Here is a 15,882-nt window from a genome sequence, read left to right as displayed (position 1 = left end):
GTGCAAGTCTTAACTTTGTTCTATTTCTTTTAAGGTATCCATTTTTTTGTAGGCTAAGAAACCTTTGATATCTTCAAAGTGCTCGCGGACACGTTTATTACCAAACTCGAATACCTTGTGTACCAACCCATCCAGGAAATCACGATCATGGGATACCAGAATTAATGTACCATCAAAATCCCTAAGGGCATCTTTAATGATATCTTTGGTCTTCATGTCTAAATGGTTCGTTGGCTCATCCAGAATCAACACGTTTACTGGCTCTAACAGCAATTTGATCATTGCCAAACGGGTTTTTTCCCCTCCAGAGAGCACCTTCACCTTTTTAGTGGTATCATCGCCACTGAACATAAAGGCGCCCAAAAGATCTTTAATTTTGATGGTGCCATCACTTAAAGGAATCTGGTCAATCGTTTCGAATACCGTTAAGTTCTCGTCGAGCAAAGAGGCCTGGTTTTGCGCAAAATAGCCGATCTTAGCATTATGACCAAGTTTTAAACTTCCCTCGAAATCAATCTCACCCATAATCGCTTTGATCATGGTAGATTTACCTTCCCCATTTTTACCTACGAAAGCCACTTTTTCGCCCTTCTCAATAATCATAGCGGCTTTTTCGAAGACCACATGATCGCCATAAGCTTTAGTCAGTTCTTCTACAATTACAGGGTATTGACCAGAACGTGGTGAGGGTGGAAATTTCAATCGTAAAGCGGAAGTATCTACTTCATCAATCTCAATCACTTCTAACTTTTCCAGCATCTTTACACGCGATTGCACCTGCAAAGTTTTAGAATAAGTGCCTCTAAAGCGATCTATAAACTCCATGTTATCTGCAATAAAGCGTTGTTGTTCCTCATAAGCTTTCAATTGGTGTACACGGCGGTCGGCACGCAACTGAAGATAATGGGTATACTTGGCTTTGTAATCGTAGATTCTGCCCATGGTTACCTCGATGGTACGATTGGTGATGTTATCTACAAAGGCACGATCGTGAGAAATGATGACAACCGCTTTTGCCGAGTTGATCAGAAAATCTTCCAGCCATTGAATACTTTCGATATCCATGTGGTTGGTAGGCTCATCCAATAAGATGAGGTCAGGTTTCTTTAACAGAATTTTGGCCAGCTCGATGCGCATACGCCATCCGCCAGAAAACTCAGACGTTTGACGTGTAAAATCCTTGCGCGCAAAACCTAATCCTTTAAGCACTTTTTCTACCTCAGCATCATAATTGACCTCTTCAATAGAATAGAATTTTTCACTCAGTTCAGACACCCGTTCAATCAGCTTCATGTAGTCATCACTATCGTAATCCGTACGGATAGTCAGCTGCTCATTCAGCTCTTCCAGCTCTGTTTTCATCTGGTTTACCTCCTGGAAAGCTTTCATCGTTTCCTCAAAAACGGTAACCTTATCTTCGGTGAGCAAATGTTGTGGCAAGTACGCTATTACCGCGTCTTTCGGACCAGTTACGCTGCCAGATGTAGGTTTAGCCACATTGGCAATGATCTTTAGGATGGTGGACTTGCCTGCGCCATTCTTGCCCATCAGCGCGATTTTATCGTTCTCGTTGATTGGGAAAGTTACGTCGCTAAAAAGGGTGGTTCCGCCAAATGAAACGGAGATGTTATTTACGTTAATCACAGTATAGGAAAATTGAATTTCGGCAAAGATAAGATGTTATCCCTAACTTGGTAACTGATTAGGTGAAACACCGTAATCTTTTTGAAAGGGATAAGATGCAAATAGAAATGTCATTCCAGATATAGCTGGCACTTGATTCCATGTTTTCAGTTATTATATTGAGTTGACTTTCATCTTATGGTAACTAACAAGCTCCCTAATTAGGGAACTTAAAATTTTACCTTGTTTCATTCCAAACTCATCCAGTACCTCCGACAATACATCCTGGAAATGGTAGCCGACAGATCCAATACAATTGAAGGTATATGCTGAATAAGAAGGATAACAAGAAACCAGGTTCTGAAACAGCGCAGTAAACGAATGCTTAACAAGCTGGTGACTGTAACTTTCATCCACGCCGGGTTGCTTTAAAAATTTGGTAAAGCCCGCACAGAACCTATTTGCAAAGGGCTCGGAGTATACTTTGTGAATAACTTCATCGGGCTTAAGTCCATAGGTGTCCAGGAACAACTCCCTCACCGACGCAGGCATTTTGTTTCGCAAATAGTCACTTAACAATTGCTTCCCGATTGCTGCACCACTTCCCTCATCTCCTAAAATAAACCCTAAAGAATCAATATTATGTGTAATACCACGCCCGTCATACAGACAAGTATTGGTGCCTGTACCAAGTATTGCTGCAAAACCGGGTTGGTTGCCCAATAAGCCTCTTGCCGCTGCTAACAGATCAACTTCAGCGTTAATTTCATCAGCATTTTCAAAAACTTCCTGCAGGATGTTGCACATGACCTCAGTTTGATCATCCTGACATCCAGCGCCGTAGAAATGTATTTTGCTAACGCTGAAGGTGTCGATGTGCGACGGAATACTATTTTTAATGGAACGTGAAATATAAGCCTTATCCGCGTAGAAAGGATTATAGCCCTCGGTCGTAAAATAGGTTTCCGTTCCTGCCTCATCAAGCAGGCACCAATCTGTCTTTGTTGATCCACTATCTGCGATTAAAATCATAATTTATTCTTTAAATTTTTTCCAATTTTATGTCCGGAAACCGCATAGTATCCAATAACTATATAGCAGGGAATGACCATTAAGTAAGCCTGTTGTTCGTTGATCTGGTCTGCTAAGTAACCATATAGAAGAGGCAATAACGCTGCCCCTGAGATGGCCATTACCAATAATGAAGATCCTATTTTTGTAAACTTACCTAAACCTTCGATGGCGAGGGGCCAGATAGAGGGCCACATCAGCGAATTTGCCAAGCCTAACAGGGCCACACATACAACGGATGTCAATCCATTAGTCAACACAGCTAAAACAGCAAATAGAATACCCAGCAAGGCTGATGCTTTGAGGGCATTCTCCTGACTAAAGAATCTTGGAATGCAGACGATGCCAATGAGGTAACCTGCCAGCATGCTGATGAGCGTAAAGGAAGTAAAAAACTTAGCACTGGATAACGGGAGTCCCTGGAAGGCACCATATCCAATGATGCTGTTACCTGCGATAACTTCAACGCCAGTATACAAAAATAACACAAAAACGCCCAGAAGTAGGTGAGGAAATTGAAAGATTGATGTCCTTGCCTCCTGCGAACCAGCACCAGTATGTTCATCCTCTTCTGCCTCATTGATTTCTGGTAAAGCGGAGAAATATATGATCACGGCCAAAACGACCAGAATTGCCGTAATCAGAATATAGGGCACAATTACCTTATTTGCCAGATGATTTAATGCGGTAATCTTTTCAGCCGGATTTAAGGACAACAACCTATCTTTTAAGGCATCTGCGTCATTTAAGATAACAGCTCCAAGAATAACGGGCGCTATTGCACCGGCAACTCCATTGCATATTCCCATGAAACTGATTCTTCGCGCTGCACTTTCTTTTGGTCCCAAAATAGTAACGTAGGGATTTGATGCAGTTTGTAGGACCGTCAAACCAGTTCCCTGAATAAACAAACCAAATAAAAACATAGAATACTGCCTGTTGATGGCTGCGGGGATAAAAAGCAATGAACCAAGGGCCACCAGTAACAATCCTACGGACATCCCCTTTTTAAATCCAGTCGCATTGAGCAGCCAGCCAGAGGGTATACCCATAATGAAATAGGAGACGTAAAAGGCAAAGGCAACCAGGTATGATTGAAAATTATTGAGCTCGCAGGCGATTTGTAAATATGGAATGAGCACAGAACTAAGCCAGGTAACAAAGCCAAAAACAAAGAACAGAATACCAATCATCATTAGAGGACTGACCACTGAACTAATCAGATTAGGGGACGCTTGTTTAACTGTAGTCATATTAGTAGTTTTTTTCTTTTATTCTGTCCACGATCTGTTCATAAATATTCTCTGGAAATACCGCAGGCTGCCCGTACCAATAGAAAGAATCAAGGCCTTCATAACCCTGCGCCTTGATGTGTGCCCGCGTCGGTAAATAGCTTGACACGTCATTACAATAACCAGCCACGCTTACCAGTTGATCAGGCCATAAACCTTTAATTCCAATACTGTATGCTGTTACCGCTTCACGAGATAAGCCTACCAGTTTCCAATTACCAATGTTGATGGTCTGGATATATACGGGCATCACCTGTGGCATTTTATTTTCTGCCACATAGTTAAGCATTAAATCTGCCCATCTTACATTTTTTTCTGCATATACGTTTCCAGGCTGGTTACTATTGTCGGCTTTAAAGTCGCGGATATTTTGCACCGGCATGGATTTTACCGGCACCCTCAGCGTGTCTAAACGGTAGGAAATTGCCCCTTCAATACGCTTCATAGGGCTGTTCAATATGTTCAATACATCCAAGGCCAGGCTGTCACCGGTTTTTACATAGCTATTTTGTTTCGGGTTGATATCTCCCCCACAGCCCTGTAAAAATAAGGCGTTAGCAATCCCCGCCTCATCAAACAGGTGGCGCCTGACCACACCCGGATAGTTTGCACTTATTGTTACACCTTCCTTTCCTGAGTTATCAAACACTGGATGGCATCCGGTTAAGAAAATCAGATCCTTGCTGCCTCCCTTGGTATGATTAGCCACTAACACGTCGACATCGTTATCATATAAGGCATCAGCACCGGTTAGACTCCTGTTCATCCCTATGTTAGTTTTTCCACGCCCAAACTGTATGCTTGACCGCTTCATGTTCTTGAGAGCCGTTTTTACCGCTTTGACGATGGCTTCCTTAATTACGGTATTTAAATAAATGCTGTCTGGATACTGCATGGGTTCTCCCCAGGTGCTCCAGTCTTGCGAAACTGGCGCAAAATGTGTGTGTGATGCATTAATAAGGATTGCTGAAGGCGGAATTTTAAACGTCTTGTAGATGTGTTGCTTTATAGGCTCAATAAAAGAGCTGTTAATGCCGCATACATCCATTCCCATAATGACCACCGTTTTTTGATCTGCTTTGATTGCTAATGCAGATACCGATAAGTCCTCATTACTGCTGTGTACAGCCATATACACACGATTATCCTTACCAATTCCATAGAGCATCCCTTTGGCAATGACAACTTCTCTAATATCCTGGTTATAGGTAAGTCCGTTATAGCGGGCTATTGACAACCACTTTTGCTGCTTTGCAGGTTGGTATTTCAATAATGCGTTTCCATCTGTTAAGGCATAAATCTGCTTCTGATGAATGGCTAAATTAAGCAGTCCGCCGGGGAGCAATGCCTTATCCAACTTAAAATTGTTGACGCTTGCTGCCGGGCTTCGGGATCTACTGATCTGTCTCCAAAGCGGATTACTGTTATTTGCCGCGCCCTTATCTACCCATTCCAGTGTAAAACGACCTTCACGAGGCACTCCATACCCCGCTAGTGCCAGGGAAAAAGCAGATTGTGCAGGCTCAATGCTTACCTTTGAAGCACCAACCATATAGTCGGTCTGAGCCTGCGCACCTGCATAAATAAGAAGTGAAATTACCTGAATAACTATCTTTAACTTCATATTCTGATACCGCATTATCCAATCATGCTCTCCATCGCTTTTTTAACACTTCCGTGTTTTAATACAATAGATTTAGCTTCCTGATAATCTTGAACACCAGACTTCTCCATAAACATTTTTATGCCGCGGTCAATTATTTTGTTGTTAATCAATTTTACGTTGATCATGCTGTTGTCTTCTACCCTTCCAAGCTGTACCATTGTTGTTGTACTGATCATGTCAAACAACATTTTCTGCGCGGTACCGCATTTCATGCGTGTACTTCCGGTAATGAACTCAGGTCCCATCACTACCTCAACCGGCAAGTCTGCATGGGCTGCTATTGGAGAATCAGGATTATGAACAATGCAACCTGTGGTGATCTTATTTTCGCGGCACTTTTTCAAAGCTTCCAATACAAAAGGCGTGGTACCGCTGGCCGAAATACCGACTACGATATCATTAGGGGAGATCGCATATTCACTGAGTCTTTCCCAACCTTCATTTATATTATCTTCCATTTCTTCCAATGCATCCGCAAGACGGTCTACACCACCAGCGAGCACGGAATTAAACACACCTTTAGGAATTCCATAGGTTGTAGGGAGCTCAATTACATCTAAAACTGACAACCTGCCACCGCTGCCCGCACCAACATAGAACATTCTGCCACCTTTTTTAAGTGTATCCACAATTGCCTCAATCATTTTGGAAATTTGAGGCAGCTGTTTTTCAATGGCCAGTGCAACAAGCTGGTCCTCTTTGTTAATATTAGAAACTAATTCTTCGATTGATTGGGTTTCAAGATTTCTGTACTTTGAAGCTTGCTCAGTAATAAGGGTCATATGTTTTAATTTTATAGTATTAGTTCTTTGTAAATTGAGGTTTGGTTTTATATACATCGGCAATCATTCGCGCATACTTTTTATGCATAGTTTTGGAGATGACAATTGGATCGCCTACTGGTTTATCGGGATATGACTCTCTGCTGTTCACCCACTTCCATTCCCATTGTTTTACTTTTTCAGCAAAGTTATCCTGATCGAAGGTTTTACCCTTTTCAAGTGCAATCGTTGCATCATCTATAAAAAGCTGCCAGCGTTTTTTGTAGAAACCTTTAAATAAACCAGACCACTGTTTAGTAGCATAGTCATGTAGCGAGGCGTCCTTTCCGCCCCATAAGGTAATCAGATCCCGTGCATTCATTTCGTACAACTGTCTCTCCTTATCGTTCGTTGCAATGGCCTTGGCATCATTAAGCCATTTACCCAACAGAAAGTCTTTACGGGTAGCCATCAAAACGTCCATATCGTCAATTAGCTCAAGGTAAGCAAGTGTATGCTTCCTGAAGGCTTGCCTATCGCCTTTTTTATAATCCTGAGCAAACTGCTGCTGCAACACTTTTGCGTAGTTGGCCATTACCTGTCTGCCTACAGTAACCAGGTCAAATTGATAAGTATCGCTTGTTTTGAAAGCTGCTGAAGGAAGAAGCAGCTGATCCCATGCGCCAATTAACTCGGCAGGATTGTAACCAAGATCTGTTCCAGCCCAATCAGCACTTTTGTCGAATGTTGGACGGGCACTGATGATGGACTCATAACTACCTGTTTGAGAATAAACGGTTTTGTGTAATATTTTCCAGGCTGATTCAATGTTAGCATTCTTCTTACCGTAACGGCTGTGAATATAATTTGACAACCAGGCTGGTACATTTATAGGTTGGTTATTCCATACATGGTCCAGCATCAATGAATAGACCACTGGATTTTGCTCAATACCCTCAGGTACAAGCCCAATACCCGACAAATTACCCCTGTTAGGATCGTGCACCATTTCAGCAGGCTCTTTAGCAAGATAATCAAGGTTACCGTACAGTACATTTCTGCCGCCAAAGTTATGAAGCATGCACCATATCCATTTCTTGCCATAAAAGGCATCAGTTTTGGTCCAAATAGGTTGCTCATCAGCAAATAGGTCTAATATAATCAGATTATTGTCAGGCACATCACTCAAGTAATTATTAATCCTTTCAGGTTTCCAGAAATCCCTCTTATCCCAAAACATCCAGCCCTGCATTACCCAAACAGCCTTTGGATCAACCTTAGCCATTCCCTGGTATACTGCCTTACCAATTTTACGTACATAAGAGGTATCTTCATATGGTAAAAACATCTCGTTGAAAGTGTCGGCACCATAGAGGTGGTCAACATTGCCAAATGCTTTATCCTGTTCTTTCATAAATTTATCACCTATCTCCTGAAACAAGGGATCATCAGGATGCAACACATAGGTATCGGCAAAGCGTCCCTCCCAGTTCAACTTATCAATCTTAGCATTAGGAAACCTGTCTTTGAATGCTGGCGGTACGTGGCCGCTAAAAGCAGGTAAAATAGGTCTCATACCCAACTCACGTTCACGTGCCAGGATTTTCTTTTGCAGTGCTTCCTCACGCTTCATCCAGCTTTGCGGTAGCGGCCCGTTTAGACCGTCAATGTTGCCTGCCCAGAACCACATAAAATAAGCTGGACCGGTAAAAAACTGTCCCATTTCTTCATCGGTAAATCCCATACTGCGGTACACCCTGTCCCAAAGGGCATTTTGCCCTGTCATGGCCAGGGGCATGTTGATGCCATTGAGTGCCATGAAATCGATTTCCCATTGCCATCTCTCCCAGTCCCACCATGAAGCAGTATAGTTAAAAGTACAGTAGTTAAAATAATGACGATATTCATGCGGTGTTACCTTGTGGATCTTTTTAGGAACCATCGGAAAAGGCTGGGGAATATTCAAGTTGCTTCCGTTCCAGCTGATGCTGCAATGTGCATAATTTTGTAGCCAGTAATTAAATGCACTCGCTACAGATACGCCGTTGTTTCCTTTTAAGAGTATTTTTCCGTTCTTGTTTTGTAATGAAAAAACATCTTTATCATTCTCCTTTGGAATATAAGCTATTTCGAATCTATCCGCATACTTAGGGATGATCCTTTTAATCAGGTCATGACTAGCCTTTATGTTTAGCTCATTTGCATCCGTTGCCGATCGCCCATATCCTGTGGCGAAAGCAACGAATGAGATTATTAAAGTAAAAAAGAGTCGCTTTTTAATTAGTCGCATCATAGATTTTATTTTTGTGTGTTTGTATGTTTAGAATAAGCCTTATTAATTTCAGCACTATATTTTGCAAATAATGCTTTAGCGGTATTAACTGGATGACCATTCACCTTATCCGCGTAGGCTTCTGTGCCATTAACCCAGTCCCATTCCCAGTTTTTTATGTTATTCTCAAATTGCTCCTGATCGAATTGTTTCCCGTTGGCTGTACTTTTCTTAACCTCGGCAAAAAACTGCTGCCAGCGAGGTTTATAAAAGCCTTTGAACATCCCCGACCATTCCTTGCAGGCGTATTCATGAATATTGCAATCCTTATCTAACCATAAGGTAATCAGGTCACGTGCGTTTCGCTCAAATAACTTCTTTTCCTGTTTATTACTTCCAAGGCGCTTAGCGCTGTTTAACCAGCGGCCAAGTAAAAAGTCTTTTCGGGTTGCCAGCAGCATATCCATATCATCAATCAACTCAAGGAACTTCACACTCTTCTTATCAAAGTCAGCAAAATTTTTATTCTGGTAGTCCATGGCGAAGCTCTCCTGAAGAACATTTGAGTAGTTGGCCAGCACCTGCCGTGTTACATCAACGAGGTCATACTCAAAGCCATCGCTGCCTTTCAGCTCATCCGATGCTACGATCAATTGCCTGCATGCTTCCAGCAGCTCTGTTGTGTTGTAAGGGATATCGGTATATGTCCAGGCTGTCTCCTTGGCAAACGTTGGTCTACCAGTAATGATGGAATTGGTTCCCCACCATGGCTGATGACTGTAGACTGTATTTCTTAGTATCTTCCAGGCCTTTTCAGCCGCAGCGTTTTTCTTTCCATACCGTCGTTGGGCATAGTCTTTCAGCCAGTCGTCTAATTGGATAGGCTTAGTGTTCCAAACATGTTCCAGCATTAATGAATATACAGCTGGGTTTTGCTCTATTCCCTCCATTGTCAAGCCTATTCCAGACATATTTCCAGAATTTTCACTATTTAATGCTTCGAGCGGATCATTAGCAATTCGTCCCATATCACCGAACATACTAATGCGACCTCCAAAATTATGCAGCATACACCAGATCCATTTTTGACCGTAAAATGCTTCCGTTCTGTTCCATACGGGATATAGCTCACTGTTGAGATCCAGCGCAATTAATTTATTTTTAGGTACTGCACTAAATAAGGCCTTCATTTGTGTAGGCTCCCAAAAATTCGGTCTGTCTAAGAACATCCAACCCTGCATTACCCACACAGCTTGCGAATCTACGGCAGCCATAGACTCATAAATCTTCTTGGCCATGCCATTGAGATAGGTGGAGTCATTGCTGACAGGCGTCATTTCGTTAAAGGTATCTGCTGAATACAAGTGATCGGTGCCAAACGTTTTAATCAGTTCAGTAAGAAACTTCTTCCCAATCTCCTTGAACATGGGTGTTTCGGGATTCAATACATAAGCAGGCGCCACATTAATACCCCACTGTTGGGTATTTACCTTCACCTCCGGAAACCTATCCTTAAAAGAAGGTGGTACATGCCCGGTAAAAGATGGCAATATTGGTGTCATCCCTAAAGAACGCTCTCTTTCGAGAATCTTCTTTTGTAAATCTTCCTGCTGTTGCATGAACTTTTTAGACATCGGTCCTCCCCAGGCATCCAGATTACCCATCCAAAACCAATTCGTATAAGCAGGTCCGCTAAAAAATGCATCCATATCTTTATCCGTAAAGCCCATGCTGCGATACACTTTATCCCAAACAGAATTTTGACCAGTGAGGGCAAGCGGCATATTAATACCGTTTAGCGCCATGAAATCAATCTCCCATTGCCATCTTTCCCAATCCCACCATGTGGCGGTATAATTAAAGGTGCAATAGTTAAAGTAATAGCGGTACTCGTGAGGCGTTACTTTCCGAACCCTTTCTGGCACGGTTGGAAAAGGAACAGGAATGTTCAGATTAGTCCCGTTCCAGCTGATTTCGCATTTTGCATAACTCTTCAGCCAATAGTTTAATGCACTAGCTACCGCCACCCCGTTGCTTCCTTTGAGTAAAATTTTATCTCCTTTACTTTCCAGCTCGAAAACGTCTTTATTATTCTCCTGAGGGATGTATGCAACTTCAAAACGACTTGCATATTTTGGTAATACACGCTTGATGAGTTCCAGGCTTGCTTTCTTGTTGAAAGGACGGCCGCCTTCCGCGGATTGCGACATCGCCATGGAGACTGTAAGACAAAGCAAAAAAGTTAACAGGATAGGTCGCTTGAAATTTATAAAAGTCATATTTATTACTGTTATAATGGCCATAAGCCAAGGGGGTTAAATTTATATCTCCACAAGTCGCCATTACTATCAAGACCTAAGAGATCAGTGCCTGAAGTAATCACCAAATCATACATATTCCAGCCCGTTCCAACTTTAATTCTAGCACCTGCAACACCGTCGTCTGAAAACGGATATTGCCACATGGTTCCATTAGATTCAATAGCAAGAAGTGAATTCTGGTAAGGAAGAATCTGCACGAATGCATCCCAGCCTGTTCCAGCAGCTTTTGCACCGCCGAAGCCGCCGCCGGCATTCAAAGGATATAAGGTCATGGCTCCTGCCGCATTTATACCTAAAAGTGAAGCTTTGAAAGGAATAACCTTTGTGAAGACATTCCAACCCTGACCTATCTCCCTGGTGTTGCTTACGTTATCATTTCTATCAAAGTTGAAGCTAAGGAGATTTCCATTATCAGTTCGGCGTCCAATGATACGGTCTCCTCCAAAATGCATGATCAGGTTGAAAATATTGAAGCCTGAACCTATCAATTTCGGTGCACCGTAAGTTCCGTTTTCCTGCATCGGGTATCGTAGCAGGTTTCCATTGACTGGATCTGTGCGCACGATATCTCCACTGTAGTAATGCGTAAAGAGCTTCCCGGCATTCCTGCCAAAAGAATACACCTTTTCCCTGGGTACTTCACCCTGAGCATAGGAACCAGTAAACAAGTAATAGGTAGTTGCGAGATCTTCGTTTAACAATACATCTTCGCCCTCTCGTGTAACGGTAACCGGCAGCAGATAAGTCTCAAAAGGATTAATAAATCCAATAGATTTGATACTTAGCAAATGTTTGCCGGTGGTTTGTTTGCCTTTTGGAATCGTCGACGTTGTGGCCTCCAGCGTATAGCTGCCGGCAGGCATTATACTATAGTTGGTGCCGTTTTGCTTATTGTAGGCCGCAACTTTTTCCGGCAACACACTAAAATGCACAGTAATTTCTCTTGATGCTGCAGAGGTTCCTCCCAAGAAAGCACTGTAGGTAAAGCTTGTATCTTTATCCACTATGCTAACCGCGCTTGCCACCGGATTATACGCGGCTTGCGGCATATATAACTTTTTAAAAGATGCCGCTCCCGGAACGTCCAGATTTACATCTACTTCTTTACTACATGCTGCCAGCACCATAAAAATGCCCATCAATGCAGCTAATTTTGTTTTTTTCATGTTATTAATCATTTTAGCAGCCTACCAACCTGGGTTCTGAATAATATTAGGGGCTTTGTCAATTTCACTTTGAGGCAATGGAAAAAGGTTATGTTTTGGTGCCTGGAACACTCGGGTCTCAATGAGTGTTCTGATATAGAAAGCTTCATCAGTTAATGAAGTTCCTGCGGCGATGTTCATCCCGTAAACAGGTTTGCTATCAGTTGTAGCCGCTATTTTCCAACGGTGGGTATCGAAATAACGGTGAGTTTCAAACGCAAGCTCAATTCTGCGCTCCTGACGGATTCTGGTCCGCATCTCCTCTTTTAATAATCCTGCGGGTAGTGCCGGCATCCCAGCGCGTTCTCTTATTGCATTAACATATTTGTACACCTCTGCTACAGGGCCAGTGGCTTCGTTTAATGCCTCAGCATAATTCAGGTAAATCTCGCCTAACCGGTAATAAATCCATGTCTTTAGCGAAAACCGTCCCTGGGATATATTTACTGTAGGGTCAGAAAACTTCTTTAACAAGTAGCCGGTTGTATTGTAGTCACGCCCTGCCACACCTCTCCCATCAGCTCCGGATGCCCAGAACTGCATTTGTCTGCCAACAAAGGTTGCACCGTTAAAATTGATTGTAGCATAAAAACGTGGATCACGATTAATATACATATTCCTGACACCAGCAGGCCATCGATTAGCACCCGCGGTGGTGGTAAATCCAGTTTCTACATATCCCGAAGCTGGATTAACTACCGGGGTTCCGTTGGCGTTGTAGCCGGTAATTGGCGCCTGGCCATTACTCATTTCATAGGCATCTACCTGCCCCTGCGTCGGGTTCCATCCATTCCATCCACTTAAACTACTCGGAAACGAGGATTTCTCCATCCATCCATCTCTGCCGGAATTACGGGCGAACAATACTTCTGAATTGTTATTCTCAATAAACAGCTGCTGATAATTCTTCACTGGATCTGAGCTGTAAACATTGAATAATTTATATCCAGCAGCCTCACAAAGGTCAATGCATTCTTTAGCAGCATTGGCAGCCAGTTGCCATTTATTCGCGTCATATTGCGCAGGAAAAAGTTGGGTACCATTGTTGTCTACGAAATTTGCGTAGTCAGGGTTTCCATTCCACAACGGACTTGCACTATAAAGCAGTACACGTGCCTTCATGGCCAACGCTGCTGCTCCTGTTGGGCGGCCGAGCTCACGCAGATCTGCTCTTTTCATAGGGAGGTAAACCATGGCAGCATTACATTCATTGACTACAAAATCCACGCAATCCTGTAGCGGCTGACGCCTGATGGTGTTAAAGTCATCACTCACGCCCAAATCTTTGTCCAAGATGGGAACAGGACCATATATGCGCATCAGCTGAAAATGATAGAATGCCCTCAAGTACATCGCCTCCCCTATCCAGGTATCCTTTTGTTGTTGCGTAAAATCCGCGTCAACTGGCGTAAGCTTGATGTATTTTAGAAAAATATTCGCTTTACGGATCCCCTCATACATATTTTTCCAAATCTGTCCAGCTACATTGTAGCTGTTCCAGGAACCCTTGTTCATCAGCTTTCCAAACTTCTCCGGCCATGGCACATTCATTTCATCCGCTGCAACTACAAATGGATTAATGTCGAGTAAATCTGTGAAATAGATCTCATTGGGTAGACCCGCATAAATGTCGGTAAGAAATGCTTCTGCATAATTACGCTTTTGAAAAGCCTCTTCAATGGTAATATCCTCTTCCGGAGTTTTTTCTAAAAAATCTTTACGGCAAGATGTGGTGATGAGCGACAGCATCACCAGGACACTGAATAAATATTTGTAGTTCATACTAATTGCTTTAAATCTGATAAATTATTTGAAGTCTACCTGTAAGCCACCATTGAAAGACCTTTGCAGTGGATAGCCGCCTGTACCGTCGTTAGACTCAGGATCGATTATTTTAACATGATCCCATGTATAAAGATTAACAGCATTCACAAAAAACCTAATCTTTGATACACCAATACTGCTGGAAGTTCTTTTCGGCAAGGTGTATCCAAATTCGGCGTTACGCAATCTTAAAAAGTTACCATTGCGCATGTACAGCGTAGAGTTTAAAAAGTTGTTCGGATTATTACCTACGTCAATAGCCGGATACAATGCGTTATCATTGGTAGGTGTCCACCTGTTATCATAATATTCGGTAAGCACATTATTCACCCCCAGGCCGTCATAAAAAGGCCAGATTGACTGCCCGCTTAAAAAGATACTCGTTCTTGCAGCTCCTGTGAAGTAGATACTGGCGTCGAAGCCCTTATAGGCAACTGTGCCCCCAAAACCGAATGTCATTTCTGGAAGTCTGGCATGCCCTATAGGAATCTGATCATATGCGTCGACCAAACCGTCGCCATTAATATCTTTATACTTCACATCACCTACTCGTGGCGTAGAAAATACCTGACGCGGACTAGTGTCAATTTCATCCTGACTTTGGAAGAAACCATCAGCTACAAAACCTATAGGTTGTAATAAAGACCGGCCTTTACCAGACAAATACGGATACTTTTTGCTCGGCTCATCATTTTCTATAATGGTATTTTTGGCATAGGTATAATTCACTCTCATTGAATAAAAGAAGCCTTTGCTGGTGGTGTTTCTCATTTCAAGTAATCCATCGATACCCTTATTTTTTATTTTTCCCAGGTTACCATAGGGAATTGACCATGGAAAGAATCCGGCGAAATCAGGCACTGTCCCCCTGCGCAGCAAAATATCTTTCCTGTTTTCGTTGAATGCATCCACCTGAAGGGTAACCTTGCTATCGAAGAAGCCAAGTTCTAAGCCAATGTTATTTTTAGTTGCTCTTTCCCATGTTACATCCATATTACCAATGGCTTCTTCTTCCATCCCGTTGAACAACTGCTGATCCTGACCAAATAGATACGACTGACCATTTGTTCGTATGGTACTCAGAAACAAAAAGCGCTGACCTATATTATCGTTTCCAACCAGTCCACGTGAACCCCTTAACTTGAAGTTGCTGATAAAAGGAACGTTCCAGAATTTTTCGTTCGAAATTACCCAGCCTGCTGAAACTGCAGGGAAAAACCCATACTTTTTGCCGTCAGGGAAGTTTTCAGAACCATTATAACCGAAGTTAAATTCCATAAGGTAGCGGTCGTCATAATTGTAGGTGGTTCTGCCTGCGACGCCCCTCCTGCGATAAGGCAAATTAAGTCTTGAACTTCCTGCAGAAAGGTTTACATAATCACGTTGGTTGAGCAGGATCATTGCCGCCAGGTTATGTTTACTGAACGTACGATCGTAATTGATTTGACCTTCCGTGTAGATTGCCCTATTGCTATAACCCCCTACACCATAACCCAATGGTTGTTCTTCCTGAAAAGGTATAGAATAGAGATCATGACCGTCTACTGGATCCTGACCTAAATATCGTTTAACAAGAAAGGCCTTTCTTCGGGTATTGTCGGTTTGAGCATAGCGGTCGTAGGAAAACAGCGCCCTCACAGATAATCCTTTTGTGGTGAACGACGATAAATCCCATTTCATTGCAAAGGTTCCCTGCAAATTACTTCGGTCTTGAGTAGTATAGCCAGACTGTGTTGCCCGGGCCCATGGATTCCAGCCAAGATAATTTGATGCACCGCCTGGTGTACCGTCAGGATTGGTAATTGGATATGCAATAGGCGAAATCACTTTAAGCGAATTAAAGATAT

At 42.6% G+C, this 15,882-nt stretch carries 10 protein-coding genes; all 10 read right to left on the bottom strand.

The window, feature by feature from the left end; all coding sequences use genetic code 11:
• Positions 1–9: 9 nt before the first annotated feature.
• On the bottom strand, positions 10–1,644 hold the full coding sequence (locus tag ACR2F7_RS16130; protein WP_432714569.1) for an ABC-F family ATP-binding cassette domain-containing protein: 1,635 nt from the start codon (positions 1,642–1,644) through the stop codon (positions 10–12).
• A gap of 153 nt (positions 1,645–1,797) precedes the next feature.
• Positions 1,798–2,655, bottom strand: a complete 858-nt coding sequence (locus ACR2F7_RS16125; RefSeq protein ID WP_432714568.1) for an N-acetylglucosamine kinase — start codon at positions 2,653–2,655, stop codon at positions 1,798–1,800.
• Positions 2,652–3,947: a sugar MFS transporter gene (locus tag ACR2F7_RS16120; RefSeq protein ID WP_432714567.1), complete on the bottom strand. Its 1,296-nt coding sequence runs from the start codon at positions 3,945–3,947 to the stop codon at positions 2,652–2,654. The genes ACR2F7_RS16125 and ACR2F7_RS16120 overlap by 4 nt, the downstream gene beginning before the upstream one ends.
• 1 nt (position 3,948) lies before the next feature.
• Positions 3,949–5,610 carry a hypothetical protein gene (locus tag ACR2F7_RS16115; protein WP_432714566.1) on the bottom strand — a complete coding sequence of 554 codons (1,662 nt, stop codon included), beginning with the start codon at positions 5,608–5,610 and terminating at the stop codon, positions 3,949–3,951.
• A 14-nt stretch (positions 5,611–5,624) separates the two neighbouring features.
• Positions 5,625–6,434 (bottom strand): N-acetylmuramic acid 6-phosphate etherase, encoded by an 810-nt coding sequence (locus ACR2F7_RS16110; RefSeq protein ID WP_432714565.1) that lies wholly within the window; start codon positions 6,432–6,434, stop codon positions 5,625–5,627.
• A gap of 19 nt (positions 6,435–6,453) precedes the next feature.
• Positions 6,454–8,706 (bottom strand): alpha-N-acetylglucosaminidase, encoded by a 2,253-nt coding sequence (locus ACR2F7_RS16105; protein ID WP_432714564.1) that lies wholly within the window; start codon positions 8,704–8,706, stop codon positions 6,454–6,456.
• Positions 8,707–8,711: 5 nt separating this feature from the next.
• Positions 8,712–10,895, bottom strand: a complete 2,184-nt coding sequence (locus tag ACR2F7_RS16100) for an alpha-N-acetylglucosaminidase (protein ID WP_432714563.1) — start codon at positions 10,893–10,895, stop codon at positions 8,712–8,714.
• Between the two features lie 80 nt (positions 10,896–10,975).
• Positions 10,976–12,172 carry a DUF1735 domain-containing protein gene (locus ACR2F7_RS16095; protein ID WP_432714562.1) on the bottom strand — a complete coding sequence of 399 codons (1,197 nt, stop codon included), beginning with the start codon at positions 12,170–12,172 and terminating at the stop codon, positions 10,976–10,978.
• Between the two features lie 21 nt (positions 12,173–12,193).
• Complete coding sequence (locus tag ACR2F7_RS16090; RefSeq protein WP_432714561.1) at positions 12,194–13,993, bottom strand: RagB/SusD family nutrient uptake outer membrane protein; 1,800 nt, start codon at positions 13,991–13,993, stop codon at positions 12,194–12,196.
• Between the two features lie 24 nt (positions 13,994–14,017).
• A partial coding sequence (locus tag ACR2F7_RS16085; protein WP_432714560.1) for a SusC/RagA family TonB-linked outer membrane protein occupies positions 14,018–15,882 on the bottom strand: 1,865 nt, incomplete at its 5' end.

It is taken from the genome of Pedobacter sp. (assembly GCF_045628745.1).
In the GTDB taxonomy this organism is placed as follows: domain Bacteria; phylum Bacteroidota; class Bacteroidia; order Sphingobacteriales; family Sphingobacteriaceae; genus Pedobacter.
The sequence above is the reverse complement of the archived record's forward strand: the minus strand, read 5'-3'. Positions and strand labels throughout refer to the sequence as shown.